The organism is Winogradskyella sp. UBA3174 (genome assembly GCF_002364335.1).
In the GTDB taxonomy this organism is placed as follows: Bacteria; Bacteroidota; Bacteroidia; order Flavobacteriales; family Flavobacteriaceae; genus Winogradskyella.
Genome location: NZ_DEXW01000049.1, coordinates 1 through 26,785, shown reverse-complemented (window position 1 = coordinate 26,785; position 26,785 = coordinate 1). Strand labels below are relative to the sequence as shown.

General features: G+C 31.9%; 26 protein-coding genes and 1 tRNA gene. 13 read left to right on the top strand and 14 right to left on the bottom strand.

The window, feature by feature from the left end; genetic code table 11:
* The 6 genes from B2U95_RS09470 to B2U95_RS09445 all read right to left on the bottom strand — a co-directional run.
* A partial coding sequence (locus B2U95_RS09470; RefSeq protein WP_296315509.1) for a TetR/AcrR family transcriptional regulator occupies positions 1 to 584 on the bottom strand: 584 nt, incomplete at its 3' end.
* Between the two features lie 623 nt (positions 585 to 1,207).
* A complete protein-coding gene (locus B2U95_RS09465) occupies positions 1,208 to 2,614 on the bottom strand; it encodes an MBL fold metallo-hydrolase (RefSeq protein ID WP_296315507.1) in 1,407 nt (468 codons plus the stop codon).
* A gap of 70 nt (positions 2,615 to 2,684) precedes the next feature.
* Positions 2,685 to 3,488 carry a sulfite exporter TauE/SafE family protein gene (locus B2U95_RS09460; RefSeq protein ID WP_296315505.1) on the bottom strand — a complete coding sequence of 268 codons (804 nt, stop codon included), beginning with the start codon at positions 3,486 to 3,488 and terminating at the stop codon, positions 2,685 to 2,687.
* Complete coding sequence (locus B2U95_RS09455; protein WP_296315503.1) at positions 3,489 to 3,905, bottom strand: DUF6691 family protein; 417 nt, start codon at positions 3,903 to 3,905, stop codon at positions 3,489 to 3,491.
* A 1-nt stretch (position 3,906) separates the two neighbouring features.
* Positions 3,907 to 4,464, bottom strand: a complete 558-nt coding sequence (locus tag B2U95_RS09450) for a YeeE/YedE family protein (RefSeq protein WP_296315501.1) — start codon at positions 4,462 to 4,464, stop codon at positions 3,907 to 3,909.
* 59 nt (positions 4,465 to 4,523) lie between these two features.
* Positions 4,524 to 5,159 (bottom strand): Crp/Fnr family transcriptional regulator, encoded by a 636-nt coding sequence (locus B2U95_RS09445; protein ID WP_296315498.1) that lies wholly within the window; start codon positions 5,157 to 5,159, stop codon positions 4,524 to 4,526.
* Between the two features lie 85 nt (positions 5,160 to 5,244).
* Between B2U95_RS09445 and B2U95_RS09440 the strand changes: the two genes are divergently transcribed.
* Together B2U95_RS09440 and B2U95_RS09435 are read left to right on the top strand one after the other, a co-directional pair.
* Positions 5,245 to 5,318 (top strand) — tRNA-Arg (locus tag B2U95_RS09440).
* Positions 5,319 to 5,743: 425 nt separating this feature from the next.
* Entirely contained in the window at positions 5,744 to 6,610 is an 867-nt protein-coding gene (locus B2U95_RS09435; RefSeq protein ID WP_296315495.1) for a hypothetical protein, read from the top strand.
* Between the two features lie 84 nt (positions 6,611 to 6,694).
* Here B2U95_RS09435 and B2U95_RS09430 read toward each other — a convergent pair whose 3' ends face one another.
* Positions 6,695 to 6,844, bottom strand: a complete 150-nt coding sequence (locus B2U95_RS09430; RefSeq protein WP_296315493.1) for an SsrA-binding protein — start codon at positions 6,842 to 6,844, stop codon at positions 6,695 to 6,697.
* 589 nt (positions 6,845 to 7,433) lie between these two features.
* Between B2U95_RS09430 and B2U95_RS09425 the strand changes: the two genes are divergently transcribed.
* Positions 7,434 to 9,410 (top strand): endonuclease, encoded by a 1,977-nt coding sequence (locus tag B2U95_RS09425; RefSeq protein WP_296315490.1) that lies wholly within the window; start codon positions 7,434 to 7,436, stop codon positions 9,408 to 9,410.
* Between the two features lie 77 nt (positions 9,411 to 9,487).
* Here B2U95_RS09425 and B2U95_RS09420 read toward each other — a convergent pair whose 3' ends face one another.
* Genes B2U95_RS09420 through B2U95_RS09410 form a run of 3 tightly spaced genes read right to left on the bottom strand, consistent with a single transcriptional unit; the run spans position 9,488 to position 13,690 of the window.
* Positions 9,488 to 12,184, bottom strand: coding sequence for a M56 family metallopeptidase (locus tag B2U95_RS09420; protein ID WP_296315488.1), 2,697 nt, complete (start codon positions 12,182 to 12,184; stop codon positions 9,488 to 9,490).
* A gap of 2 nt (positions 12,185 to 12,186) precedes the next feature.
* Positions 12,187 to 12,546 carry a BlaI/MecI/CopY family transcriptional regulator gene (locus B2U95_RS09415; protein WP_296315486.1) on the bottom strand — a complete coding sequence of 120 codons (360 nt, stop codon included), beginning with the start codon at positions 12,544 to 12,546 and terminating at the stop codon, positions 12,187 to 12,189.
* 13 nt (positions 12,547 to 12,559) lie between these two features.
* Positions 12,560 to 13,690 carry an AhpC/TSA family protein gene (locus tag B2U95_RS09410; RefSeq protein ID WP_296315483.1) on the bottom strand — a complete coding sequence of 377 codons (1,131 nt, stop codon included), beginning with the start codon at positions 13,688 to 13,690 and terminating at the stop codon, positions 12,560 to 12,562.
* 158 nt (positions 13,691 to 13,848) lie between these two features.
* Between B2U95_RS09410 and B2U95_RS09405 the strand changes: the two genes are divergently transcribed.
* Positions 13,849 to 14,796 (top strand): calcium/sodium antiporter, encoded by a 948-nt coding sequence (locus B2U95_RS09405; RefSeq protein WP_296315480.1) that lies wholly within the window; start codon positions 13,849 to 13,851, stop codon positions 14,794 to 14,796.
* Positions 14,797 to 14,846: 50 nt separating this feature from the next.
* Here B2U95_RS09405 and B2U95_RS09400 read toward each other — a convergent pair whose 3' ends face one another.
* The gene (locus tag B2U95_RS09400) at positions 14,847 to 15,863 is read right to left on the bottom strand and encodes a glutamine synthetase beta-grasp domain-containing protein (RefSeq protein ID WP_296315476.1); all 1,017 of its coding nucleotides are present in this window, start codon (positions 15,861 to 15,863) and stop codon (positions 14,847 to 14,849) included.
* A gap of 166 nt (positions 15,864 to 16,029) precedes the next feature.
* On the opposite strand from B2U95_RS09400, the gene B2U95_RS09395 reads away from it, so the two are divergent.
* From B2U95_RS09395 to B2U95_RS09380, 4 genes are all read left to right on the top strand, one after another.
* On the top strand, positions 16,030 to 18,216 hold the full coding sequence (locus B2U95_RS09395; RefSeq protein WP_296315471.1) for a glutamine synthetase III: 2,187 nt from the start codon (positions 16,030 to 16,032) through the stop codon (positions 18,214 to 18,216).
* Positions 18,217 to 18,453: 237 nt separating this feature from the next.
* Positions 18,454 to 18,591, top strand: coding sequence for a hypothetical protein (locus B2U95_RS09390; RefSeq protein WP_296315468.1), 138 nt, complete (start codon positions 18,454 to 18,456; stop codon positions 18,589 to 18,591).
* Positions 18,592 to 18,725: 134 nt separating this feature from the next.
* Positions 18,726 to 19,436 carry a Curli production assembly/transport component CsgG gene (locus B2U95_RS09385; RefSeq protein WP_296315466.1) on the top strand — a complete coding sequence of 237 codons (711 nt, stop codon included), beginning with the start codon at positions 18,726 to 18,728 and terminating at the stop codon, positions 19,434 to 19,436.
* A gap of 41 nt (positions 19,437 to 19,477) precedes the next feature.
* Positions 19,478 to 20,656, top strand: a complete 1,179-nt coding sequence (locus B2U95_RS09380) for an AIR synthase related protein (RefSeq protein WP_296315464.1) — start codon at positions 19,478 to 19,480, stop codon at positions 20,654 to 20,656.
* Here B2U95_RS09380 and B2U95_RS09375 read toward each other — a convergent pair.
* Both B2U95_RS09375 and B2U95_RS09370 read right to left on the bottom strand, forming a co-directional pair.
* On the bottom strand, positions 20,653 to 21,315 hold the full coding sequence (locus tag B2U95_RS09375; RefSeq protein WP_296315463.1) for an ABC transporter ATP-binding protein: 663 nt from the start codon (positions 21,313 to 21,315) through the stop codon (positions 20,653 to 20,655). The genes B2U95_RS09380 and B2U95_RS09375 overlap by 4 nt on opposite strands.
* A 5-nt stretch (positions 21,316 to 21,320) precedes the next feature.
* Positions 21,321 to 21,608 (bottom strand): hypothetical protein, encoded by a 288-nt coding sequence (locus tag B2U95_RS09370; protein WP_296315461.1) that lies wholly within the window; start codon positions 21,606 to 21,608, stop codon positions 21,321 to 21,323.
* 117 nt (positions 21,609 to 21,725) lie between these two features.
* On the opposite strand from B2U95_RS09370, the gene prfA reads away from it, so the two are divergent.
* The 3 genes from prfA (at position 21,726) to B2U95_RS09355 (ending at position 24,510) form a co-directional block, all read left to right on the top strand.
* Positions 21,726 to 22,802, top strand: coding sequence for a peptide chain release factor 1 (gene prfA / locus B2U95_RS09365; protein ID WP_296315459.1), 1,077 nt, complete (start codon positions 21,726 to 21,728; stop codon positions 22,800 to 22,802).
* Positions 22,803 to 22,835: 33 nt separating this feature from the next.
* Positions 22,836 to 23,651, top strand: a complete 816-nt coding sequence (gene pyrF, locus B2U95_RS09360; RefSeq protein ID WP_296315457.1) for an orotidine-5'-phosphate decarboxylase — start codon at positions 22,836 to 22,838, stop codon at positions 23,649 to 23,651.
* Between the two features lie 70 nt (positions 23,652 to 23,721).
* Positions 23,722 to 24,510 carry an ABC transporter substrate-binding protein gene (locus B2U95_RS09355; RefSeq protein WP_296315454.1) on the top strand — a complete coding sequence of 263 codons (789 nt, stop codon included), beginning with the start codon at positions 23,722 to 23,724 and terminating at the stop codon, positions 24,508 to 24,510.
* Between the two features lie 179 nt (positions 24,511 to 24,689).
* Here B2U95_RS09355 and B2U95_RS09350 read toward each other — a convergent pair whose 3' ends face one another.
* Positions 24,690 to 25,397 (bottom strand): DUF4197 domain-containing protein, encoded by a 708-nt coding sequence (locus tag B2U95_RS09350; protein ID WP_296315451.1) that lies wholly within the window; start codon positions 25,395 to 25,397, stop codon positions 24,690 to 24,692.
* A 42-nt stretch (positions 25,398 to 25,439) separates the two neighbouring features.
* On the opposite strand from B2U95_RS09350, the gene B2U95_RS09345 reads away from it, so the two are divergent.
* Together B2U95_RS09345 and B2U95_RS09340 are read left to right on the top strand one after the other, a co-directional pair.
* Positions 25,440 to 26,402, top strand: a complete 963-nt coding sequence (locus tag B2U95_RS09345; RefSeq protein ID WP_296315448.1) for an MBL fold metallo-hydrolase — start codon at positions 25,440 to 25,442, stop codon at positions 26,400 to 26,402.
* Between the two features lie 104 nt (positions 26,403 to 26,506).
* On the top strand, positions 26,507 to 26,656 hold the full coding sequence (locus tag B2U95_RS09340; protein WP_296315445.1) for a hypothetical protein: 150 nt from the start codon (positions 26,507 to 26,509) through the stop codon (positions 26,654 to 26,656).
* The last annotated feature ends 129 nt before the right edge of the window (positions 26,657 to 26,785 follow it).

Here is a 26,785-nt window from a genome sequence, read left to right as displayed (position 1 = left end):
ACGTTTCTTATCATATTCATAAGATTATCAATAGGATAAGGGCTATTCATTTCTTTCATTGTTGTCATAGCGCCTTTTCCTGCATCTTCAATAAATGCAGCCAAATCTTCAGCAGTCATTGAATTACTAATTTCCCCATAATCCTGAGCCTCTTGAATAACATTTGTTATTAAAGACAATATCATTTGTCCTTTTGCTAATATAGTTATTCTAATTTTTTCACTATGTTCTGCCATTTCATTACCCAAATTGCAAGCCAAGCAACCCATTTTACAGTCCATTTCATTTTTCAGTACACTATGGCGATATTCATGAAAATCTAAAAGGCGTTGTTTTGGGGATATTGATTTGTTTTCCAAAATCTCTCTAGCTGGCGTAAACATCATAGAAAAATATTTTTCTATAGCTTTCACTGCAAAGTCTTCTTTACTTTCAAAATAAAAATAAAAAGACCCTTTAGGGACCCCAGCTATTTTAACAATGTCGTTAACACTCGTCGCATTATAGCCTTTAGACCACAGCAATTCCATTCCTTTATCTAAAAGGGTATCTGATTTAAGGTTATGTTTTACGGTTTTGGACATTGTATAAAAAAATTATTGGGTAAATATATGACCACTCGTCTAGTAAATAAATTTATAAATGTTAAAAATTTCATAAACAAAACAGTTATGAGTGTAAGTGTTTTAAAATCAGTAATTTGTGTTTTATTGTTCTCTCTGCCAACGGCACAGCTAATAAAGGATTTTGCTTTTATGGGTAATGAATTAGCTTCTCCTTTAATCGGATAACCTAAGTCTGATAACTTCTTTGTTGCTAAATCAAATTCAGTATTGGAACAATAATTTAAACTAACTGCATCTGCTTCCTTAACTAGGGTAACGTCAGAGCATACCGTCCAATTTTGATAATTGTGTCACAATAGTATTAGCACAACCATAACATTTTAAGTTTTGTATTTTGTGTTAAGTGTTGTTGCTGCCATACGTTATTTTGTCTTGTATGTACTGCTTCCTATTAATACATAAAGTAGACAATAATTAGCGAAATTAGTAACAATTAAAACCATAGTAATACTTAATAAAATTTAGGCCGTCGTTCTGTTAATGATTTCAAAATAATTCAATAAGACAATTGCTAATGCAAGTAAAATACGAATGTCTTTATCTATTATGGATCCTACGCTTTTTTTTCATGATGATATGTTTTATAATGTTGTGGGGCAAACAAAATCTGTTGTAGGTAAATCAGTGTTTTTAATAGCTCCAAATCCTCCAGCAACATCGATTAATTTATCAAAACCTCTTGCTTTTAATATCGATGCAGCAATTACAGAACGATAACCACCTGCGCAATGCACATAATAGGTCTTGTCTTTACTGACTTCGTTCATTTTTTCGTTGATAAAATCTAATGACAAATGTTGTGCGTCTTCTAAATGAGACGATTCGTATTCACCATCTTTACGTACATCTAAAACATTGACGTTATCTGCTTTTGCTCTACTGGCAAATTCATCAGCTGAAATTGAACCTAAGGTTTCAATAGCTTTGCCTGCTTTTTGCCATGCGTCCAAACCACCATCTAAATAGCCCAAGGTATTATCATAACCAACACGAGATAATCTTGTAACTGCTTCTGCTGACTTGCCTTCTGGAACGACTAAAACGATTGGCTGTTTTATATCTTTAATTAAAGCACCAACCCAAGGAGCAAAACCACCATTGAGCCCAATAAAAATAGAATTTGGTATATGACCTTTTATAAAATCAGATTGCGGTCTCACATCTAAAACTAAAGCAGATTCATGATTAGCTAAGGCTTCAAATTCTTCAGGATTTAACGCAACATCACCCGTTTTTAAAACAGTATCAAAGGCGTCATAGCCCATTTTATTCATCATCGCATTTTTTGCAAAGTATTGTGGAGGAGGAGCAATACCGTCAAGAACTTCATTTACAAATTCGGCTTTAGTCATATCTGCACGTAATGCATAGTTTGTTTTCTTTTGCTCTCCTAAAACACCAACGGTTTCTTTACTTAGATTTTTGCCACATGCAGAACCAGCTCCGTGAGCGGGATATACAATTACATCGTCTGCTAAAGGCATAATTTTATTTCGAAGCGAATCGAATAACATTGCTGCTAAATCTTCCTTAGTTAAATCAGATTTTATCGCCAAATCTGGTCGTCCAACATCTCCTAAGAATAAGGTGTCACCGGAAAAAATAGCGTGATCTTTTCCGTTTTCATCTTTTAAAAGATAAGTGACAGACTCTAAAGTATGACCTGGAGTATGTAAGACTTTAATAGTCAATTTCCCAACTTTCAACTCTTCTCCATCTGTTGCAGAATGAATATCATATTCTGTTGAAGCACTTGGTCCAAATACAATTGTAGCTCCTGTTTTTTTAGCCAAGTCAACATGACCAGAAACAAAATCTGCATGAAAATGGGTTTCTAAAATGTATTTTATTTTAGCATTGTTAGATGCTGCTTTGTCAATATATTGTTGAATTTCTCTAAGGGGATCAATTATAGCAACTTCACCTTCAGATTCTATATAGTAAGCACCTTGTGCTAAACATCCTGTATACAATTGTTCAATTTTCATATGTCATATTTAATAATAATACAAAGTTACAAACTTCATTTTTTTTAATTCTAAAAATTATTACAAAGCCTTAAAACAGTTCTTTATATAAAATATAAACGGCCATTAAGAGGGTGAAATATCCGAAACCTTTTTTAAGTTTTTTTCCACTTATAAATTTAGAGGTATAAATTCCTATTATAATTCCAACTATAGAAATACTGGTAAAAATTAATAGAAATTTCCAATCTATTGTAAGATTAGATAGATCACCAAGAAACCCAATTAACGATTTTACTGCAATAATTAAAAGTGATGTACCAACAGCCTTTTTCATAGGCAACTTTACAAGAAGTACTAAAGCAGGTATAATTAAGAATCCGCCACCAGCACCAACCAGACCTGTTATAGCACCAACTATAAGTCCTTCAAAAACAATTAACGGATAGTTATAGTTGATTTCTTGTACTATATTTTTACTATCTAAATTCTTTTTTGTTTTTATCATTGAGATACTTGCCAATAACATAATAATGGCAAAAAACAGCATGATAAATATATCCTTAGTGACTTCAAATCCACCGAGGGTAAACACAGAGTCTGGAATTATAGGAACTAAAAACCGTCTTGTAGCATACACAGCGATAAAAGCTGGTATTGCAAAAATTACCGCAGTTTTTAAATCTACCAATCCTTTTTTGTAATTTTTAAACGCTCCAATACTAGATGTTACGCCAACAACAAATAATGAATATGCAGTAGCAATAACTGGGTTTAGACCGATAAGATAAACTAGAATTGGTACCGTTAATATAGAGCCACCACCACCAATTAAGCCTAGTACTAAACCGACCATTAAAGCTCCAAAATATCCTAATACTTCTATTAATTCCATTTAGTGGGGTAATTTATCTTTTAAAACACCATAAGTAAATGTGCCTAATAATGCTGCTAGAATAACTATAAGAATTGAAAATACTCCTGTGCCAACTAAAATATACATTGGTCCAGGGCAAGCTCCACAAAGCGCCCAGCCTAAGCCAAAAATGATACCTCCTGCGACATATCGCACCAACCCCTTTTCCTTTAAGGGTACTTTTAGATAATTACCATTTATAGTTTTTACTTTTAGCTGTTTTGATAGTAATAATAAGACGATACCCGTAATTACAGCTGTACCAATTATACCATACATGTGAAAGGACTGAAACTTAAACATTTCAAAAATTCGATACCAAGATACCGCTTCAGATTTTACTAATACAATTCCGAAGAAGATACCTACGGCTAAAAACTTTATATATTTTCCCATATTAAAAAAGTATTGGATAAATGAAATTAATCATAATTAAACCTCCTATGAAAAAACCTATTACTGCAATTAGTGATGGTAACTGTAGACTACTTAAGCCAGTGATAGCATGGCCAGATGTGCAACCTCCTGCGTATCTAGTGCCAAAGCCAACAAGAAACCCTCCGATAACTAGTATAGCTAGACCTTTTATACTAAAAACAGCCTCCCAACTAAAAAGCTCTGGAGGCAATAAGCTTTTGCCAGCATTATCAAAACCAAGTGCTGTTAAATCGGTAATTGTACCTTCACTAAGATTAATATCTATAGGATTAGATAAAAATTGATGTGCAATAAAGCCACCAATAATAGCACCAAGTACTACAACTAAATTCCAGCGTTGACTTTTCCAATCGAAATCAAAAAACCCGACGTGCTTACCAGCTCCACCTATAGAACAAAGTGTTCTTAGGTTAGAAGACATGCCAAATGTTCTACCAAAATAGAGTAGTGTGAACATAATCAGTGCGATTATTGGTCCCGAAACGTACCAAGGCCATGGTTGTAATATATATTCCATATTTTTAATTTTGAAGCAAAAATAGACTTCTATTAGTTTATCGTGTGTGACAAAAGTTACTAAAATTCTAAAACGGAAATCTTATTTCGGCCTAGTTTAATTTTATGTCCTTTTTCTAATTGTTTTAAGAGTCTTGAAACTACGACTCTAGAGGTGTGTAAATCTTTAGCAATCTCTTGATGGGTTACTTCTAAATCACTTGAAGCTGTAAGTTTTACTTGATCAGTTAGGTATTTAAATAAGCGTTCGTCCATTTTCATAAATGCGAGCGTATCAATAGTTTCTAATATTTCGTCAAAACGAACCTGATAACTTTGTAATATGAAATTTCTCCAACTCTCATTGGAGTTAAGCCACAATTTCATATGAGATATAGGAATCATTATAACATTAGTGTCTTCATCTGCAACAGCTCTAATTTTACTTACAGATTTGCTCATACAACAAGTTAATGACATTGCACAAGTATCACCAGATTCTAAAACATACAGTAAGAGTTCATCTCCATGGGTATCTTCTCTTAGTACTTTTATGTTGCCTTTAATTAGTAAAGGAATAAAATTTAATTCTTGATTAATATCAATAATGATATCATTTTTATTAAAAGATTTGAGAAACGCAACATTAGTAATGTTGTTAATGATCTCTGAATCAAATAAATAATAGAAAGGCAGCAGTAATTCTTTAGAAATCATGCTCAAAAATAATGATTTACAATTTTGAAATAAATAGTTTGGTAGTTTTTTAATAATTGTATTATATTTGCACCCACTTAAAAAAGGCCTCGTGGCGCAACTGAATAGCGCACTTGATTACGGCTCAAGAGGTTACTGGTTTGAATCCAGTCGAGGTCACATAGAGCATAAAGTCCATTTCTTTTTAGGAATGGGCTTTTTAGTTTTATGGAATGGCAAAAGCTAAAGCTTTTGTAAATACAATAAAATTGAAAACAAATCGCCTAAGCGATTGGCTTTTGTATTGTAAGGTGCGGGTGACGCTGGATATATAATCCAGTCGAGGTCACGAAAAATAGTATAATAAGAAAAAACGCCAAGTTAGCTTGAGCGTTTTTTTGTTTATAGTATATTCAACACTGAGCTTTACTGGATGCGCATCAATCCATTTAAGGCTCTGTTTCTCTTTAGTAAATAGTTGAATAAGCTAGCTTGAGTATTTTTTTATAAATTTTCTTTAAAAAAATCACCAACTGTTAGCTACCTAACATTTTAATCCTTTTCACTGCTCTAATTTTGTGAAGAACAAATTAAAAAAACGAGCAATGATTAAAAAAACAATTTTAGGATTACTGACAATAGGGTTTTTTGCAGTGTCCTGTAGTAGTGATGATGACAATTCAACATCAACAACATCTAGTTTAACATTAAATTTACAAGGTTTAGAGATACTTGGGGCTGATTATGTTTATGAGGGGTGGATAATTATAAATGATGAACCAGTTAGTACAGGAACGTTTACTAGTACTACTTTTCCACAAGATTTTCAGGTTAATACAGTGCAATTAAATAGTGCAACACGATTTGTGTTATCTATTGAGCCGTTAGTAGATGTAGATCCTGCACCAGCGGATACAAAAATTTTAGTTGGTGATTTTAATGGCACTTCTGCATCAGTTACTACCGCTATTGTTGGAGATTTTTCTAATGCGTCAGGTTCTTTTTTCTTAAGAACACCAACTGATGAAACCGGAATTAATAACGGTAATGACGAAAATGGAGTCTGGTTTGGAACACCAGGAATGCCACCAGTACCTAATTTTGTACTTCCTACATTACCTGCAGGTTGGGCTTATGAAGGTTGGGTAGTAGGTGAAACAGGGCCATTAAGCACTGGTACTTTTACCGCATTTAATATGGCTGATGGTTCAGCACCATTTAGTGGAGAAGCACCTGGACCTCCTGTGCCAGGTGAAGATTTTTTTACTAATGTACCAATTGGAGAAGCTTTTCCGCTAGATGTTAGAGGTCGTACAGTAGTAATTTCTGTTGAGCCAGTTCCAGATGATTCAGTAGCACCTTTTGTTATGAAACCTTTATTAGGAGCTGCTGGTAATGAAACGGCACCAGCAACACACAATTTTAATGTTAATTTAGGGTCTTTACCAATGGGCTCAGTAACCAGAAATTAAATAGTAATTGATAAAGTAAATTTGCCGCGTCAGCGATAGATTAAATTGAGTTTTTAAAAGGCTACCTAACGGTAGTCTTTTTTATTAAAGTGCGTTTTTAGTTATGTAGACGCGCCAACCTATAATGGCAAGTTGAACTTTACTTGCTTTGCTTAAGTCTAATTGTCTTTTGCTGTAAGAAGGTAATACGGCTTTGTTAATTTTGGCTAAAGCATTAAAGATAGATTTTTTCATGGTTTTGATTAATCGTGAAGGCCCATTCATACTTTTTGCTAAATGTCTCTTAATAACAAAAATAGTAAAACTTATTCTAGAACTAAGTTTTACTGTTTTGTGATTGCTTGGTTTTAAATTTTAGAACATTGAAAATATAATATTAATAATCAATTTAGCTAATGTCATCATAATTTTTTGGTTTAGGGGTTAATAATTTACTACGTTTTCTTGATTGAGTTATCAATATATATCTATAATGAATGATTATCCAAACGTTTTTATAAAAATCTATGAATTTGAATTGTGTTTTATAATTAAATTGATGTATTCGGTTATAATAAAATGTAAATTGTCTTGATTTAAGTTTTAAAATGAAACTATAAATACAACTTTGTGTTATAAAATGATATAATTCAAGGGGGTTTTTGAATGTGTTTTTGAAATCGTAGAGGCAATCTGTCTTTATTTGGCTTAATTTGAGGTGTTTCATCTTTTCTAAAATTTAAAACATGATAAATCTTATAGTTTAATTAAAGTGTTTTTTGTATTTAATCGTACCTTATTATTCTACAGAGATATTAAGTTTATCTTTGTGAAAAATTACATCATGAAAAGAATAGTTGTTATACTTACACTTCTAATATCAGGATTTGGATGGTCTCAAGTTTTAGTTGTAAATGAGTTAGATCCAGATACGCCAAGTACCGATACTGCAGAATTTATAGAACTAAAATCACAAACACCAAACTTTTCTACTGATGGGTATATTTTAGTTTTTTTTAACGGCTCTAACAGTGGTGGTGATTCCAGTTATTTCGTTATAGATTTAAATGGTTTTACAACTGATAATAATGGTTTGTTGGTTATAGGAAGTGATGGTGTTTTTCCGACTCCACAAGTTTTTATTGCACAAAACCTTATTCAGAATGGTGCTGATGCGGTTGGTATATACCAGGCTTCTGTTAATGATTTTCCAGAAGGAACCTTAGCAACGCAGACCAATCTTATAGATGCATTGGTTTATGATACTAACGATTCTGATGACACTGGTTTATTAGCCTTAATGGGAGAAACTAATCAGTATAATGATAATGGAACTAACGCAAACCCCAAATCAATACAACGTTTTGTGGATGGAATGGGTAATGAGTCTTTCTCTGTTGTAACACCAACACCTCGAAGAGAAAACGATGGTTCTGGTACTCCAATTAATCCTATTGCAATTTCTGTAACAGAAACTCAATATAACGAAGGTGCAACTTTCGATATTACATTTACATCTGAAACCAATGTAACTTCAGATATAGATTTTACTGTAAGTTTGAATAATTTTGGATTTAATACATCTGATTTTACAGGAATAACAAGTTTGACCATTCTTGCCGGACAGAATTCTACAACGACAACGATTACTGTTGTTGATGATGCAGATGATGAAGGTGATGAGGTAATAAAAATTCGATTTTTAGATTTAGTTGAGCCTCAAGTTCCTTTTAATAATAATATTGAGGTGAGGATAGTGGATAATGATTTTACTATGGCTGCTTGGGGAACACCAGTTAATCCTACCACAGGGATTGTGCAAAGCACACAGCCGTCAGGCTATTACGATAGTTTAGATCAATTAGCAGATACTGAACTAAGACAAGCTTTACAAGGTATTATTGCCAACCCGTCTATTGTGAGAGCGCAAACTTATGCAGATGTTATTGATATTTTAAATGAAGCCGATCAAAACCCATTAAATAGTAACCAGGTTTGGTTGGTGTATTCTGAAGAAGGTAGACCTAAATTAGATTTACAAACCGGAAGTAATAATACCAATAAATGGAATAGAGAACACACTTTTCCAAGATCTAGAGGTGGTTATAACGATATAGAAGAAGATGACATTGCAGATGGTATCGATGTGTTTTGGACAACAAAAGCAGATTCTTTACGTCACGGTAATTCAGATGCACATGCATTAAGAGCTGCTGATGCTTCTGAGAATAGTTCTCGTGGAAATAAACATTATGGCGATTATGTTGGTCCACTTGATGATATGGGTAACTTAGATAACTTAGGTAGTTTTAGAGGAGACGTTGCGCGTAGTGTTTTATATATGGAAATTAGGTATAATGGGTTAGCTGTTGTTAATGGTTTTCCCAATATTACAGGGCAGTTGGGTGATTTAGCAACCTTACTAGATTGGCATAGAAATGATCCGCCAGATGATTTTGAAATGAATAGAAATAACGTGGTTTATAATTGGCAATTTAATAGAAACCCATTTATTGATCAGCCAGATTTGGTTGAGTTTATTTGGGGTGATAGTGTTGGTTTGGATTGGGACCAAGGATTAAGTATTCAAGATAATAGCAAATTACAATTATCAGTATATCCTAACCCATCTGATGGAAGAGTTTACATAAAAGGTCTTAGTGAAGCTATTGAGATTGAAGTGTATTCAATAGAAGGTAAGCGTTTAAAATATTTTAAAAGCGTTGAAGATTATATAGATTTAGATGTTGCTTCAGGATTATATCTTTTAAAGCTGACTAGTGGTAATCGCTCTATAGTTAAAAAAGTTATGGTAGATTAAATTTACCTTGAATTAATAGAAAATAAAAAGCCAAACTGAATTATCAGTTTGGCTTTTTAAATTAACGGTAATAGGTTTTAGTCAAATTTATCCATGTTAGTAGTGCTAACTACTAATGAGCCTTCAGATAAACCAAATCTAATGCTAGTGATGCCATTATCATTTTTAAATTTTGCTGAGGTTTCTTGACCTTTATTATTGTTAAGACTAATTTTTATACTTGTAATTTCACCATTTTTATCGCGTCTTACTTTTGAGTATTTTACAGTAATACCTTGTTGTTCGAGTAATGTTTTCTGACTTTCTAAAACCTTATCGGATGAATACCTAGATATATAAGCTAACGTTCCATTTTTAGTAGGATCTTCATCATCTATAAATTGAACACTGCTAATTTCTGCTCTGCTTATTTCCCAAGGTCCTTTTTCTTTAGATGCTAACTTTGATTCCCAAGAGCTCTTTTTACCATCTTTTAATACCATTACTATAACTCCATCTTTGCCTTTCTCACCATATATTGAAGTGGCAGATTCACCTTTTAAAATACTAATACCTTTAATGTCATTAGGATTTATCATATTAAATTCATTATAGTTTAGAACCTTACCTTCAATAATATACATTGGTTTATTCAGTTTCTTGTTTAATTTTGATAATGTCTGTTTTGTGATGCCAGCTTCTTCAGTAGTGATTTCTTGGTTAATAATTTTTGTTGGTATTTCTCCTTCATCAAAAAAGATAGCCTTAGTACCTGAGATGGTAGCATTGTTTTTCATTGTTATGATTACAGCTCCATTTTCACCTTTTTTACCATAAAGTTCCATCGCATTTTCTTTTTTTAGAATGGATATACTCTTAATACCTTTTGGGTCTATAGTACTAAGATTATAATTACTTATAATTTTTCCGTTTAAAACAATTAATGGCTTAGGGTTTTTATAATTGTTTTCAAAAAAGTTGTCTGTTTTAATTTTAAATAAGCGTTTCACATCAGTAGAATCTATGTAAAATCCTTTAGCAACTCGTATAGTATCATTTTCAAAATTACCTCTATAGCGACCTGTTACTTTATAATACAAAGAGTCTGGTTTAGAAGTTCTTATTGTGCTTCCTAGAACGTATTTTGTTGTATCTTCAATAACCTCTATTACTTCACCAAAATTACTTTTGCGATTTTTATAATCATCCCTTTGAACTGACTCTATAATGACAACGTCGTTTTTTTTAATGGCTCCAACTCCAAAACTACCATCTTCATTTATATTAAAATAAAATGAAGCAATCCCATTGTTATTTTTTACGCTGTAATTGCTAGAGCCGTGTTGTGTTTTAAAATCTATATTTATTGCCTTTATTTCGCCTTTAGAATTGCGCTTTAATTTATTTATAGTCATTGTAACATCATTAGCTTTCAACTCTTTTCTAATGTTCTCTAATTGCTGGTCAGACATCTGTTTATGAAAAACAATTTCAATATGATTAATAGTTACCTTCCTGTTATTAAGATTAAGCATTTGTAAATTATTTTTTGATAACACGTTATTTGTTCGTGTTTTAAATGCCTTAATTGCTTTTGGGTTATCCCCATTTTCGTTATCGTCAAAATGCAGGGTTCCCATACCATTTGCGCCGGCATATCCGCCACCAGGCCCAAAGAATTCTTTGTAAATTAAGAATGGCATCATTGGTTGATTAGAATTCCCGCTACCGTAACCATTACTGTGATTATTTAATTTTAGAAAAATACTTGTAAGCTCATCAGTATTATTTCTTTCAATCTGACTAAATACCAAAGAGCCTCCTTTTTCTTCAACGGCTTCAGACATCGATTTTAACTCAGCATTCGTAGTGTTTTTAGTAACTACAAACTCTAAAACATCTTTATTGTTTATGGTAGCTGTATTTTCTTCAACATAAATGGTCTCGGTATTCATGCTCATTAGTAAACCAGCTAAAATTGGTAGCATAAGGAAATATCTCCATTGGCTTTTTTTGTGTGATCTCGATTTTTTTAACATAACGATTCGTTCTTTGATTAATGAATTATAAAAATTATTTGATAACGATATGTGCTGATTTGTAACACTGGTTTTTAATAATAAGCGTTGGTATGCTTTTTCGTTATTAGAAGTTTCTTGCGTTTTAAAATCTGCTATATATTCTAAGTTTTGTCTGACCTCTTTTCGGTACAACCACATTAACGGATTAAACCAGAAAATTGCACAACTCAATTGTGTGAATAGTATATCTAATGAATGCATTTGGTTGGCATGTACTTTCTCGTGAGTTAACATAAGTTGCAGTTCATTAGCATTAAATGCTTCAGGATTATAAACAATCCATTTAAAAAATGAAAAAGGTGATATCTTATTATTCACAATAACATAAGTGTAAATACCATCTTTATTTTTTGGGTTTTTTAGTAGTAATAAAATTAAAGATCCAAATTGAAATAAAAATTGAATCATAAAAATGACTAATCCTATACCATAAATTAAAGATAATAGGTTCGTCCAATTAAAACTCGATTCTACTATTGGCTGAAAGTTTTGTGTTGGTATAGTATCATTGAAGACGTAAAAAGTTTCAGGTATTGTTACGGCTTCAACAGTGACTTCTATTGGTATAACTACTAACGGAAAAATTAAAGCAATAATAATTCCTAAAAGTAAAAACCAGCGGTTATGATTAAAGAAAGTTTCCTTTTTTAAGAAGAAGTGAAAACACAAATAAAATAGTGCTATAATTAAACTAGCTTTTAAAAGATATTCCATAATTAGTCTTTGTTTTCTATTAATGAAATAATTTCCTTTAGCTCAGCAACACTTATTTTTTCTTCTTTAGCAAAGAAAGAAACCACATTTTTATATGAGCTATTAAAATAGTTTTCAATAGCTGTATTCATAAACTTTGTTTTGTAATCTTCTTTAGATACAATAGGGAAGTACTGGTGTGTTTTACCATAGGCATTATAACTTACATAGCCTTTTTCTTCAAGATTTCTTATAATAGTAGAAAGTGTATTATAATGAGGCTTGTCTGTTGTGATTTCTGACAATACATCTTTTACAAAAGCTTTTTCTAGCTTCCATAAAATGTGCATAATTTCCTCTTCTTTATTTGTTAGTTTTTGCATAATTATTATTTTGTTATTTTGAATCACCTATTAATTCATCGATTTTTTTATTTAGTTCTTGACCTCTAAGATTTCTACCAACAATAATTCCATTTTTGTCTATTAAAAAATTATCTGGTATACCATTGATGCCATATATTAGTGAAGCATCATCTGATCGTTTTAAATCACTCACATGAATCCATGGTAGGCTGTCTTTTTCAATAGCTTTAAGCCAACTCGCTTTATTGGTGTCTTGAGATACTGCGAATACTTCAAATCCTAGGGTATTGTATTTATTGTAGGTTTTAACAAGATTTGGATTCTCTTTTCTGCATGGGCCACAATTTGAACCCCAAAACTCTAAAAGTGTTACTTTTTTAATGTTTTCTGATAACTTAACCTGTTTACCATCTGTATTTTTCATTTTAAAGTCAGTATACATATCTCCAATATTTGTGGTACTACTTAAGTCTAAGAATCTTTTTATTGATTGCCCATAATTTGAATTCTTAACATCCTCACTTAAGTTGTTATATAAGTTAGTTACAGTGCTTTTATTGAAAGTAGTTGAGTAAAAGTCTAGAGTTGCTGCGCTTATAAAGGAACTTGGGTTATTCTTAATGAAATTTTTTTCTATTTTCAATCTGTTTTCACTAACCTGATTTAATGCAATAGTTGCTTTTGCTTTTAAACTGTCACTAATTTCACTATTGTAGACTAATTGAGAGAGGCTATCTCTACGTTTTCTATATTCACGAATTGGTTTCCAAAGTTTTTCGCTTTGAGATTGTGATGTCGAGCCTGTAATTTCTGCTTCTTGAAAGAAACCATTTTTTGCTTCAAATGCTATTTCATTAGACTCTAACCAAATTCTAGTGAAATTTTGTGAATTTTTAATAAATAAATCAAATACTTGAGGTTGATTTATTTCCCCACTCATTTCAAACTTATTTTCAGAAATTCTTGAAGAATCTATAGTCTTATCGTCGATTGCTAAGTAAATCCATGTGTTGTTTTCAATACCATCTATATTTCCTTTTAAAATATAATTCTCAGTAAGTTGTTTAGTTTCTTTTTCTGAACATCCAAGAGCTAATAATAAAATAATAACGCATGCTTTTTTTTTATAAAATGAAAAAAGGGAAATATTCAACGTTTTCATAAATAGTATTTTTTAAGATATTCAAATATAACTGTTTTTATAGTTATGTAACTAAAATAGTAGTTATTTAACGATTTTTTTAGTTTTTATTTTGTCTGAAAATGAAATGCTATCTTTGCAACTTTAATAAAAAAAGGTATTTAATACATATAGAATAAATGAGTGTACTTCTTGTTATTGCAGGTTTAGCTTTGTTAGTTATAGGTGGTGACTTTTTGGTTAGAGCATCAGTAGGGTTGTCTTTTAAACTTAAAATATCTAAGCTAGTTATTGGTATGACGGTTGTATCCTTTGCTACTTCTGCCCCAGAATTATTAGTGAGTTTACAAGCGGCTTTAGATGGCGTTTCTGATATTGCTTTAGGTAATGTTATAGGTTCTAATATTGCTAATATTGGTTTAGTTTTAGGTATTACGGCAATAATTTCTCCATTAGCAGTAGATAAAGATTTTTACAAACTCAATTGGCCAATGATGATGTTGGCATCCTTTGTATTGTATTATTTTTTGTGGAATGATAACGTGCTAACTGCAATAGAAGGCATAATTATGTTTGTTGCTTTAATTGTGTTTCTTTTCCTTTTAATTAGAGCTTCTCGTAAATCCACAAAAGCAAATTTAGAAGTCGATGATTCACTAGCAGTCGTTTCTAATTTTAAAATTGTAACATGGTTATTAATTGGTGCTGCAGGATTGTATTTTGGATCTGATTGGCTTGTAGAAGGTGCAAAACAATTGGCAAAAACTGTTGGTGTTAGCGATTATGCAATTTCAGTTACAGTAATAGCAATTGGCACCAGTGTACCAGAATTAGCAGCTTCGGTTATTGCGGCTTTAAAGAAAGAAAAAGCAATTTCATTAGGAAACTTAATTGGATCTAATATTTTTAATATTGCTTCTGTTTTAGGATTAACGGCTATTATAAAACCTATTGTTGTCAATCCAGAAACACCACAAATATTATCTACAAATATATTTTGGATGATCGGTTTTGCTGCTATTTTAATTCCGTTAATGCTTATTCCTAAGCGTCTAGAGATTGGTCGTTATAAAGGAATATTGTTATTTGGTGCTTACATTGTATTCATTTATATAACCCTTAAATAAAAAAAGCTCCAATTTTCATCGGAGCTTTCAGTTAATTAAATCGTTTTAATTTAGGCCTTTATATTAGCACTGTTTACTGTTTTAATAATTCTACCTGCAATTTTATAAGGATCACCATTAGATGCTGGTCTACGATCTTCTAACCAACCTTTCCAACCTTTTTCTACAGTAATAATTGGTATTCTAATAGATGCACCTCTGTCTGAAACTCCGTAAGAGAAGTCAGATACATGAGCTGTTTCATGTAAACCAGTTAAACGCTCATCGTTAAACTCACCATAGACATCCATGTGTGCTTCAGTAACAGGTCTAAATGCTTCACATATTTTTTCGTAAACTTCTTTAGATCCACATGTTCTTAAAACAGTGTTAGAGAAGTTGGCATGCATACCAGAACCGTTCCAATCTCCTTTTATTGGTTTTGGGTGGTATTCAATATAGTATCCATACTTTTCTGTTAAACGGTCTAGTAAATATCTTGCAATCCAGATTTCATCTCCGGCTTTTTTTGCACCTTGAGCAAATAATTGAAATTCCCATTGTCCTGGTGCAACTTCTTGGTTAATACCTTCAAAATTCAAACCAGCATCAATACATAGATCGGCATGTTCTTCAACAACATCTCTTCCCCAAGTGTAGCGTCCTCCAACTGAGCAATAGTATTTTCCTTGTGGCCCAGGAAAACCACCTCTTGGGAAACCTAAAGGTAAATCTGTTTTAGAGTCCATTAAAAAGTATTCTTGTTCAAAACCGAACCAAAAATCGTCGTCATCATCATCTATAGCAGCTCTTGCATTAGAAGGATGAGGTGTTCCGTCTGCGCTTAAAACTTCCGCCATTACCAAAAAGCCATTTCTTCGAACAGGGTCTGGATAAATTGCTACGGGTTTTAATAGACAATCAGAAGCTCCGCCTGAAGCTTGTTCAGTTGATGATCCATCAAAAGACCATACAGGACAATCTTCTAATTTACCACTAAAGTCATTTTCAACTTTAGTTTTACTTCTCATGTTTTGTGTTGGCTCGTGTCCATCTAACCAAATGTATTCAAGTTTTGATTTACTCATTGTAATAGGTTTATAAAATTTGATATGCAAAAATCATCAAAAATTATTTCTACCCCAAAAAAAATAGGGTTAAATGCATATAAATCTTATCAACAGTTGTTAATACCCGAAAATATGTATGGTTATATCATTAAATTAGTAATTTTGTTTTATTAAATATCAGATTATGTCAACATTAAGATTTCACGCTGTTAAAAAGTCACTAAAGAGAAAGCCTTTAGTTATTAAAGAAACCAAACGTCGTTCAGAAGTTTTTGGATCAAATGTCTTTAATGCATCAACAATGCGACAATATTTAACAAAAGAGGCCTTGGCTAGTATTATAGAGGCCATAGAAAAAGGAAATAAGATTAATAGACTAGTTGCGGACCATATCTCTACTGGGATGAAGGAATGGGCTATTTCAAAAGGAGCTACGCATTATACACATTGGTTTCAGCCTTTAACAGGTGCAACCGCAGAAAAGCATGATGCTTTTTTTGAAACGATTGGAGATGGGTTAGCTATTGAGAAGTTTGAAGGTGGTCAATTAGTACAGCAAGAGCCAGATGCTTCTAGTTTTCCCAATGGCGGCATACGAAATACTTTTGAGGCTAGAGGTTATACAGCTTGGGACCCAACGTCTCCTGCCTTTATATATGGCACTACATTGTGCATTCCTACCGTTTTTGTGTCCTATACAGGCGAAGCCTTAGATTATAAAACACCGCTATTAAGAGCACTACAAGCTGTAGACAACGCTGCTGTAGCTGTGTGTAAATATTTTGATAAAAACGTAAAAAAAGTAAATGCATCTTTAGGTTGGGAGCAAGAGTATTTTTTAATTGATAATGGATTAGCTACTTCTAGACCAGATATAGTATTAACAGGTCGGACACTTTTAGGACATTCGCCTGCAAAAGGGCAACAATTAGATGATCATTACTTCGGAACAATCCCCAACCGAGCGATGGCTTACATGCGAGATTTAGAGAACGAGTGTATGTTATTAGGCATACCAGTAAAAACCAGGCATAACGAAGTCGCTCCTAATCAATTTGAATTAGCTCCAATTTTCGAAGAAGCTAATTTGGCGGTAGACCATAACTCCTTATTAATGGATGTGATGCAAAAAGTAGCAGAACGCCATAGTTTTAAAGTCTTATTACACGAAAAACCATTTGCTGGAGTTAACGGATCTGGCAAGCACAACAATTGGAGTTTAAGCACAGATACAGGTATTAATTTACTGTCACCGGGTAAAACACCAATGAGTAACCTTCAATTTTTAACCTTCTTTATTAATACTATAAAGGCTGTAAATGAATATGAAGAGCTTTTAAGAGCAGCAATTGCTTCAGCTAGCAATGATCACCGTTTAGGTGCAAACGAAGCACCACCTGCTATTATTTCAGTATTTATTGGTGCGCAGCTAACCAAAGTTTTAGAGGAATTAGAAACTGTTACAAAAGGGAAGTTGTCACCAAAAGAGAAAACCGATTTAAAACTGAATGTTGTTGGTAAAATCCCAGAGATATTATTAGATAATACGGACAGAAATAGAACATCTCCTTTTGCTTTCACAGGAAATAAATTTGAATTTAGAGCAGTTGGTTCCACAGCAAATTGTGCTAACCCAATGACAGTTTTAAATACTATAGTCGCAAAACAGTTAATAGACTTTAAAAAAGAGGTTGATGTTTTGATTGATGAAAAATCAATGAAAAAGGATGATGCAATCTTTAATGTGTTACGCGAGTATATAAAAAATTCAAAATTAATTCTTTTTGAAGGTAATGGTTATAGTGAAGCCTGGGAAAAGGAAGCGAAAAAGCGTGGTTTAAGTAATAATAAGACAACTCCAGAGGCATTAAAAGTTAAGATTTCAGAAAGGACTTTAGAGCTTTTTGAAAGTTTAGGTGTAATGAATAGGGTAGAGTCAGAAGCGCGTTACGAAATAGAAATGGAAGAGTATATTCTTCATATTCAGATTGAAAGTCGTGTTATTGGAGATATCGCCAGAAACCATATTATACCAACAGCTGTGAAATATCAAAATATTTTGATCGAAAACGTTACAGGATTAAAAGCAATTTATGGTGATAAATTTAAAAGTTTAGCTAAAGAACAGCTTAAACTTATTGAAGAAATATCTAACCATATTGAAGCTTTAAATTCTTTAGTAACTAAAATGATTAATGCACGTAAAGCTTTAAATAAGGAAGATAGAATAGAGAAGAAAGCCACAGGTTATTGCGACACCGTAAAACCATATTTTGAGCAGATTAGATATCATTGTGATAAACTAGAATTAATGATTGACGATGAGTTATGGCCTTTAACGAAATACAGAGAGCTTTTGTTTACTAGATAGCTTTAATACGTTAAACAAAAAATAGAGATTTAAACCTATTTAGGCTTAGTTTTAGGCTAAAACATACGTAGTATTACGTACATGAGAATAGTTCGTATTTCCTTTTTAGGTCGTTTATCGATAACAAATGTCTAATTATCGAAAAGTTGCCTTGGTAAGTGTAAAAAACTGAATCTATATGGTTTTACAGTTTGATTAATTAGTATTTTTGTAGGGCTATTAATCAATAATGTTAAAATGAAGAAGTTACTACTAAGTGTAGCTATCCTTGTTGGCGCAACCTTAATTCTTTCTCAAGATAATTCTGAAGAATTAAATAATGTTAACAAAGTAGATGTTGTAAATATACAATCTAAGCTACAATCAGATTCTTAAAAATTATTTAAAAGATTAAATAATTTTACTAGATTAAAAAGATAAATTCTATTTATAGAGTTTATCTTTTTTTATTATATTGCACTTTTTGTTAATAAACAAAAAAAAACCCTAAACATATTAAAGTTATTTTTATGATTATCAAATATAAGTGGTTAATAATCAGCTTATTATTAATTATTTTTTCGAATAGTGTTTTGTTGTCTCAAAATACAGAAGACTCTTCCACTTTAAAGTCTAGTAGAGAAAAGGATAGTATTAGTAATTTTAACAATAAATTTCAAAAATTGGTTTTCTTCGATTATCGAGGTACCAATGTATTTGAAGCGGCTCTTGGTTCTTCAACTTTAGTAGGTGGAGTTGATAATACCGAACAAAGTTTTTACTTTAAGTTTGGATATAAGCGTTCTATTTTAGATAATTTATATTTAGGATTATCTTTCAATAGCTTTAATCTTAGTTATGGTGATATTTCGCAAGATTTTACATCAATCGATTTTAATATTGAATTTTTAGCTCTTCCTTATGATAAATTTTCCCCATTTATTTATGCAGGATTTGGTTATAATTCACTCAGTGATTCAGATTTTAATTCTGTAAAAATTCAGTCTGGTTTTGGTTTTGAATATATTGTTGCAGATAAATTTGGTGTAAAACTATTTGGAGAATATAACTATAGTCTAGAAGACGACATGCAGTTTATAATAAATGATAAAGAAAATGATTCGTTTTTGAGGATTGGTTTTGGTGTCAATTTATACTTTGGTGGTACAAAAGAAAAAGATAGACGTCTAGAGGAAATACCAACTCTAATTAAAACTAATTCTATACTGCAAGATAATTAAACACAATTCTTATTTTTGCATACGAATGTTAATAAACTTTAATGAGTAATTCGGTTAGCAAAAGATATGCACAACGTGGTGTTTCAGCTTCAAAAGAAGATGTACATAACGCCATAAAGAATATAGATAAAGGCTTGTTTCCTAAAGCTTTTTGTAAGATAGTTCCAGATTATTTAACAAACGATGAGAACTATTGTCTCATAATGCACGCAGATGGAGCTGGTACAAAATCATCTTTGGCATATATGTATTGGAAAGAAACAGGTGATATATCCGTTTGGAAAGGTATTGCTCAAGATGCTTTAATAATGAATATTGACGATTTGTTATGTGTTGGTGCTACTGATAATATTATGTTATCATCTACTATTGGGAGAAATAAAAACCTAATTCCAGGTGAAGTTATCTCTGCAATTATAAACGGAACTGAAGACTTAATAAAGGATTTAAAGACATTTGGTGTAACCATTCATTCTACTGGTGGCGAAACCGCAGATGTTGGTGATTTAGTGAGAACAATCATTGTAGACTCTACGGTTACGGCTCGTGTAAAGCGTTCAGACGTTATTGATAATGCTAACATCTCTGTAGGAGATGTAATTGTAGGCTTAGAATCCTTTGGTCAATCTACTTATGAATCTGAATATAATGGTGGAATGGGAAGTAATGGATTAACATCGGCAAGACACGATGTATTCTCTAAATATCTTGGTGAGAAATATCCAGAAAGTTTTGATGCTGCAGTACCAGAAGATTTGGTGTATTCTGGTCAAACTAAACTTACAGATGCAGTCGAGAATTCTCCAATTGATGCTGGTAAATTGGTGTTATCACCAACCCGAACATATGCTCCAATTATTAAGTCAATTTTGAACGAATATAATAGTGAATCTATTCACGGTATGGTGCACTGTAGTGGTGGTGCCCAAACTAAGGTTTTACATTTTGTTGACGAGTTTCATATTATAAAAGATAATATGTTTAGTGTTCCTCCATTATTCAAATTAATACAAGAACAATCTAAAACAGATTGGAAAGAAATGTATCAAGTTTTTAATTGTGGACATAGAATGGAACTTTATGTTAAGCCAGAAGTTGCCGATAAAATTATAGCTATTTCAAAGTCATTTAATGTACATGCTAAAATTATTGGCCGCGTAGAGGCTTCAGAACAAAAACAACTTACAATTAAAAGTGAGTATGGAACTTTTGAGTATTAAGAAAGACTTCCCTCGCTTAAATACCTGTAATCTTCTAAATCAGTTAATTGATTTATCTTTTTTGTAGTTCCGTTTTGAAGTAAATAAATGGTATCAGAACTATCAATAATATGTTGGTACATATGATCAGATAATAGTATCACTTTGTGTTGTTTTTCTTCTTCAATAAATTGTTTTATTTTATCAATATATAAAGGTGCTAAATGAGAAAATGGTTCATCGAGAATTACAATCTCACTTTTCGCTTTTAGTATAAGATAGGTTTCTACCAATCGTCTTTCACCTCCAGAAAGATGTTTAAATTTTGAATTTTTATATTTTGAAAACCCTTCAAATTTTTCAGAAAAGACAAACCAATCAACTTTATACAATTTAAAAACTAACGACAGCTTCATACCATCTGCAATAAAATTATACTGTGGTAAATACTTTGCAAATCTTGTCTTATAAAGCGGTTTTAAGAGAGGTTTATTGTCTATTCGAATAAGCATATACTTCGGTTTTAAAGTTCCGAAAGCAATATTGAGTAAACTACTTTTACCACAGCCATTTCTACCTAAAATAGCAGTTATTTTTCCCGTTTCTGCTTTGAGGTAAATACCATTTAAAATACGTTTATTTTTAAAGTAAAGTTCTACATTGTCTAGTTCAAATTTCATGATGTTTAGGTAAATTCCTTAAATACTGTAAGAAAGATAATGGTTAAAATACAGTCTACAATAAATACTACTGAAAATAATAGTATCTGTGATATACCTAGATTCTTGTAAAACGTCAATTTGCGTTTTTCATTAGTTTCACTCACGTAATACCATGCAAAAACCGTAAGGAATAATTTGGTAATTAGTGCTGGCGCCACATGCGGATTTATAAACCCTATTATGGCATTTACAACAAAAGACCAAACCATAAAGGGTTTGTAAAATGAAAGTATAGCTAGGAGACGATACATATTATTTATGTAACGTCTATTTTATATCATTTATTTTGAATGTTGATATGTACTTAGATCTGAAGCTTCAAAATTCATAAATTATTGTATTTTTGAAATTCAATTTTTTGAAGAGACATGTTAGAGAAAATACAGATAATTAAGCAACGGTTTGATGAGGTAAATGATCTTATTATTCAACCAGATATTATATCAGATCAGAAACGTTATGCTACGTTGATGAAAGAATATAAGGATCTTAAATTAATTGTAGATAAAGGCGAAATTTATAAAGAAGCTGTAGATAATATTTCTGAATCTGAAGAAATTATAAGTGATGCTTCTGATGCCGAAATGGTAGAAATGGCAAAAATACAACTCGATGAAGCTAAAGAAACTATTGCTAGATTAGAAGAAGAGATTCGTTTTATGTTGATTCCAAAAGATCTAGACGATGCCAAAAACGTTGTTGTTGAGGTGCGTGCAGGAACAGGTGGAGACGAAGCGAGTATTTTTGCAGGTGATTTATACAGAATGTATTCTAAATACTGTAGCGATAAAGGCTGGAGAGTTGATGTGGTAAGTACAAGTCACGGAACATCTGGCGGATTTAAAGAAATTATTTTCGAAGTTTCTGGTGAGGATGTTTATGGAACTTTAAAGTTTGAAGCTGGTGTGCATCGTGTGCAACGTGTGCCACAAACAGAAACTCAAGGTCGTGTGCATACAAGTGCAGCAACAGTTATGGTATTGCCAGAGGCAGAAGAATTTGATTATGAGTTAGATATGACTGAAGTGCGTATTGAGCGTACAACATCTACAGGTCCAGGAGGGCAATCAGTAAATACAACTTACTCGGCAATTAAATTACATCATGAACCAACAGGAATGATTGTAAGTTGCCAAGATCAAAAATCATCACATAAGAATTTAGAGAAAGCCCTAAAGGTTTTACGTTCTCGTTTGTATGAAAAAGAATTAGAGAAACAACGTGCTCTAGACTCTGCTAAACGTAAAAGTATGGTGAGTTCTGGTGATAGAAGTGCTAAGATTAGAACGTACAATTATTCTCAAGGACGTGTAACTGATCACAGAATTAGCTTAACGCTTTACGATTTATCAAATATCATTGATGGTGATATTCAAAAAATAATAGATGAATTAATGTTAGCTGAAAATACAGAGCTGTTAAAAGCTAATGATGATTTAATCTAAATTGAAGCCTCTAGTTCTGAAGCTTTTTATAATATGACAACAGACCAACTAATAAAACAAATCCATAAAAAAAAATCCTTTCTCTGTATAGGATTAGACGTAGATTTAAATAAAATTCCAAAATATTTATTAAAAGAAGAAGATCCAATCTTCGCTTTCAATAAAGAAATTATAGATGCAACACATCATCTTTGTGTAGCTTACAAGCCTAACACAGCATTTTACGAAGCTTACGGAATTAAAGGTTGGCAAGCGTTAGAGAAGACCATAAAACACCTAAACAAAAACTACCCTGAAATTTATACCATTGCAGATGCTAAACGTGGAGATATTGGTAATACAAGTACCATGTATGCTAAAGCTTTTTTCGAAGATTTAGGTTTTGATAGTGTAACGGTAGCACCATATATGGGAAAAGATTCGGTTGAACCTTTTTTAGCATTTAAAAACAAGCATACGATTCTTTTGGCTTTAACTTCTAACCAAGGAGCATTTGATTTTCAAACAAAAACTGTTGATGGAGTAGAGTTGTATAAACAGGTTTTAGAAACGTCAAAATCTTGGAAAAATTCTGAAAACTTAATGTATGTGGTTGGCGCTACTAAAGCTGAGTTTTTAGCTGATATTAGAAAAATAATTCCTGATAGTTTTTTGTTAGTTCCTGGTGTTGGAGCACAAGGAGGAAATCTCCAAGAGGTTTGTAAATACGGAATGAATAATTCTGTCGGACTGCTAATAAATTCGTCTAGAGGAATTATTTATGCTTCGCCTCAAGACGATTTTGCACAAGCTGCTGCTCATAAAGCAGAAGAACTACAGTTGCAAATGGAAGATATATTATCTAAATAATTGTTATGCTGAATTTGTTTTAGTATCTCATCAATGAACTATAGTTAAATAGATTTCTTCACGCTAGGCAATGACTTACAAAGATCAACTAAATAGAGAAATTCAACTTAAAAAAACACCAAAGCGAATAGTCTCCCTAGTACCATCTCAAACCGAGTTATTAGTAGATTTAGGTTTAGAAGAATCAGTAGTCGGTGTTACTAAATTCTGTACTCACCCTAAGCACCTTAGAATGTCTAAAACGGTTATTGGCGGAACTAAACAGATTAAACTTCAAAAAATAATAGACCTTCAACCAGATATTATTCTTTGTAATAAAGAGGAAAATACTAAAGAAATTATTGAAGTTTTAGAAGGAGTTGCACCAATTCACATTAGTGATATTTATAATCTAGAAGATTGTTTTGAGCTTATCAAAATGTATGGTGAGCTCTTTAAAGTTGAAAACTCAGCTTCTATTATTATTAGTAATATTCAAAATGAAAGAGAACAGTTTCAAGATGAAATAAAAAATCAACCAAAACCTAAGGTCTCTTATTTTATATGGAAAAAACCTTGGATGGTCGCTGCCTCAAATACATTTATAGATGTAATGCTCGCAGAAGCTGGTTTTGTTAATGCTTTTAAAGAAGAGTTGCGCTATCCGGAAATTAGCTTAGATAATTCAACACTAAACCAAAGTGATATTATTTTTCTTTCGAGTGAACCTTTTCCGTTTAAAGACATACATATACCAGAATTGGAAGATCGTTTTTCTAAAAAAATTATAAAGATTGTAGATGGAGAACTGTTCTCTTGGTATGGTAGTCGCTTGCAAAAGTCTTATGGTTATTTTAAAACACTTCAGAATTTAAAATAAAAAAAGCCGATATGACTATCGGCTTTTTAGCTAACTAACTTTTTTTGTCTCTTTTAAAGACTTTTATAACTTATCTTTTGCAGTGCAAATATCTCGACTTTATTAAGATTTAATGTTATGCTACTATTAGTAAATAATTAAATGTAGTTTAACAACTGTCTCAATATGGTGCAATAAACTTAGTCTTGCAGCGCAAATACTTTCTTTAATAAGTCTGTAGTACGAGAAGATGCTTTAGTTCTAATATCCTTTTCTTCTAAAGCAATCATTGCATAAACCCCTTTTAAAGCTTCATTGGTAACGTAATCCGTTAAATCTGGATTTACATTATTTGTTAGCGGTATACTATTGTACTTATTTATAAGGTTAGTCCAAATTTGATCTGCACCAACTTTATTAAAAGAGTTATTAATAACAGGCTTAAATTTATTGTAAAGCTCAGCTTGAGTTCTTGTCGTTAAATAGCTCGTGGCTGCATTATCTTCTCCTAAAAGTATATTTTTTGCATCATCGAATGTAATATCTTTTACGGCATTAATAAAAATTGGCGTCGCTTCTTTTACGGCATCTTCTGCAGCTCTATTAAGTACTTTTAAACCGTCATCGGCTAAACTACTTAATCCGATTTTTCTAAGTGCGTTATCTACTTTTTGTAATTCTTCTGGTAGTAAAATTTTAACCAAATCATTTTTAAAGAAGCCGTCTTTTTGTGTGAGTTTAGAAACTTGTTTATCTATACCTAAATCTAATGCTTGTCGTAAGCCAGAAGCAATATCTGAGTTATTTAGTACTCCACCAGCTTGTGGTAAAGAATCAACAACTTGCTGTAATTCGGCACAAGCTGTTAAGTTGAAAACAATAAGTAGTCCAAAAATTCTCTTAATCATCATCCAAGGTTTTATATCTTTAGCAAAGATAAATTTTTATAGATGAAAGTATATCAAATAGTATTCCTATTATGCTTTTTAGTGTTCTTAAATTGCAATACTAAAAAGGATAGCGCTGATGCACGGCAGACAAAAACAGAAAAGTATAAACAATACATTACTGTTCTCGGTATAGCGCAAGATGCTGGTTATCCTCAAATAGATTGTTATAAAGAGTGTTGTAAAGCCTTTTATGATGGTAAAGAATCAAATAAATTGGTCTCTTGTCTAGGTTTGGTAGACACAGAAGAGAAGCAAAAATGGCTTTTTGATGCAACACCAAACATTACTTTGCAAATACAGATTTTAAAGGATAACCATTTAGATAATGGTAAAGTAATTGATGGTGTCTTTTTAACACATGCACACATTGGTCATTATACTGGCTTAATGTATTTAGGGTTTGAGGCTTTAGGTGGAAATAATATTCCGGTTTATGCAATGCCTAGAATGAAAAATTATCTCGAAATAAATGGACCTTGGAGTCAGTTAGTGTCTAAAAGCAATATTGATTTAAAATTATTAAAGAATGACTCAGTTGTAAATTTAAATAATTCACTCAAAGTAATACCAGTGCAAGTACCTCACAGAGACGAATTTTCTGAAACAATAGGCTACAAAATTATTGGAAAAAATAAATCTGCATTATTTATTCCAGACATTGATAAGTGGGAAACATGGAATCGTAATATCATCGAAGAAGTTAAAAAAGTGGATTATGCATTTATAGATGCTTCCTTTTTTAGAGATGGTGAACTAAAGAGAGACATGAGTAAAATACCACATCCTTTTACAACACAAACTACGACACTATTTGAAAACGAAGATTTAGAAACTAAAAGTAAAATTCATTTTATTCATTACAATCATACCAATCCTACAATTAGAGATGATCATCCATTAAAGGATAGTCTTCAGAGTTTAGGTTTCAGATTTGCTAGAGAAGGTGATAATTTTGAACTTTAAAATACGTTGAAGTTATAATTATATCTATAATTGTTTTATTCTTAGCACAGTATTTGACTTTACACTGGTAAATTATATAAGTTACCACAATACCAGACGGTGCGTTGTTAAGCAGTATCGGAAAAGTATTGTGGCAAGGTGGTGCGCCAGATTTGAAAAAAGAAATGATAGCTCGTTTTTTAAGATATCAAAAATCTAAGTCTTCGGTAAAATCATTTTTCAATGTTGTTTCTATAGCTGAAGAAGAGATTTAAGATTATAGTCCCACACAAGAGTTAGAAATATTAACTTTTATATCAGATTAATAATTTCTTACAATTTATAGTCAGATGTTATTTTTTAAACAATTTATAACTAAACCTTAATTTTTTTGAATATTCCGT

Bases quoted from the DNA above. Each gene is read 5' to 3' on its own strand.
- B2U95_RS09390 (WP_296315468.1), top strand. From the start codon at position 18,454: ATGAAGAAGTTACTACTAAGTGTAGCTATCCTTGTTGGCGCAACCTTA.
- B2U95_RS09430 (WP_296315493.1), bottom strand. From the start codon at position 6,844: ATGAAAAAATCTATCTTTAATGCTTTAGCCAAAATTAACAAAGCCGTA.
- pyrF (WP_296315457.1), top strand. From the start codon at position 22,836: ATGACAACAGACCAACTAATAAAACAAATCCATAAAAAAAAATCCTTT.
- B2U95_RS09405 (WP_296315480.1), top strand. From the start codon at position 13,849: ATGAGTGTACTTCTTGTTATTGCAGGTTTAGCTTTGTTAGTTATAGGT.
- B2U95_RS09455 (WP_296315503.1), bottom strand. From the start codon at position 3,905: ATGGGAAAATATATAAAGTTTTTAGCCGTAGGTATCTTCTTCGGAATT.
- B2U95_RS09465 (WP_296315507.1), bottom strand. From the start codon at position 2,614: ATGAAAATTGAACAATTGTATACAGGATGTTTAGCACAAGGTGCTTAC.
- B2U95_RS09385 (WP_296315466.1), top strand. From the start codon at position 18,726: ATGATTATCAAATATAAGTGGTTAATAATCAGCTTATTATTAATTATT.
- B2U95_RS09345 (WP_296315448.1), top strand. From the start codon at position 25,440: ATGAAAGTATATCAAATAGTATTCCTATTATGCTTTTTAGTGTTCTTA.
- B2U95_RS09460 (WP_296315505.1), bottom strand. From the start codon at position 3,488: ATGGAATTAATAGAAGTATTAGGATATTTTGGAGCTTTAATGGTCGGT.
- B2U95_RS09350 (WP_296315451.1), bottom strand. From the start codon at position 25,397: ATGATTAAGAGAATTTTTGGACTACTTATTGTTTTCAACTTAACAGCT.
- B2U95_RS09375 (WP_296315463.1), bottom strand. From the start codon at position 21,315: ATGAAATTTGAACTAGACAATGTAGAACTTTACTTTAAAAATAAACGT.
- B2U95_RS09445 (WP_296315498.1), bottom strand. From the start codon at position 5,159: ATGATTTCTAAAGAATTACTGCTGCCTTTCTATTATTTATTTGATTCA.
- B2U95_RS09380 (WP_296315464.1), top strand. From the start codon at position 19,478: ATGAGTAATTCGGTTAGCAAAAGATATGCACAACGTGGTGTTTCAGCT.
- B2U95_RS09425 (WP_296315490.1), top strand. From the start codon at position 7,434: ATGAAAAGAATAGTTGTTATACTTACACTTCTAATATCAGGATTTGGA.
- B2U95_RS09370 (WP_296315461.1), bottom strand. From the start codon at position 21,608: ATGTATCGTCTCCTAGCTATACTTTCATTTTACAAACCCTTTATGGTT.
- B2U95_RS09355 (WP_296315454.1), top strand. From the start codon at position 23,722: ATGACTTACAAAGATCAACTAAATAGAGAAATTCAACTTAAAAAAACA.
- B2U95_RS09450 (WP_296315501.1), bottom strand. From the start codon at position 4,464: ATGGAATATATATTACAACCATGGCCTTGGTACGTTTCGGGACCAATA.
- B2U95_RS09400 (WP_296315476.1), bottom strand. From the start codon at position 15,863: ATGAGTAAATCAAAACTTGAATACATTTGGTTAGATGGACACGAGCCA.
- B2U95_RS09410 (WP_296315483.1), bottom strand. From the start codon at position 13,690: ATGAAAACGTTGAATATTTCCCTTTTTTCATTTTATAAAAAAAAAGCA.
- B2U95_RS09415 (WP_296315486.1), bottom strand. From the start codon at position 12,546: ATGCAAAAACTAACAAATAAAGAAGAGGAAATTATGCACATTTTATGG.
- prfA (WP_296315459.1), top strand. From the start codon at position 21,726: ATGTTAGAGAAAATACAGATAATTAAGCAACGGTTTGATGAGGTAAAT.
- B2U95_RS09435 (WP_296315495.1), top strand. From the start codon at position 5,744: ATGATTAAAAAAACAATTTTAGGATTACTGACAATAGGGTTTTTTGCA.
- B2U95_RS09395 (WP_296315471.1), top strand. From the start codon at position 16,030: ATGTCAACATTAAGATTTCACGCTGTTAAAAAGTCACTAAAGAGAAAG.
- B2U95_RS09420 (WP_296315488.1), bottom strand. From the start codon at position 12,184: ATGGAATATCTTTTAAAAGCTAGTTTAATTATAGCACTATTTTATTTG.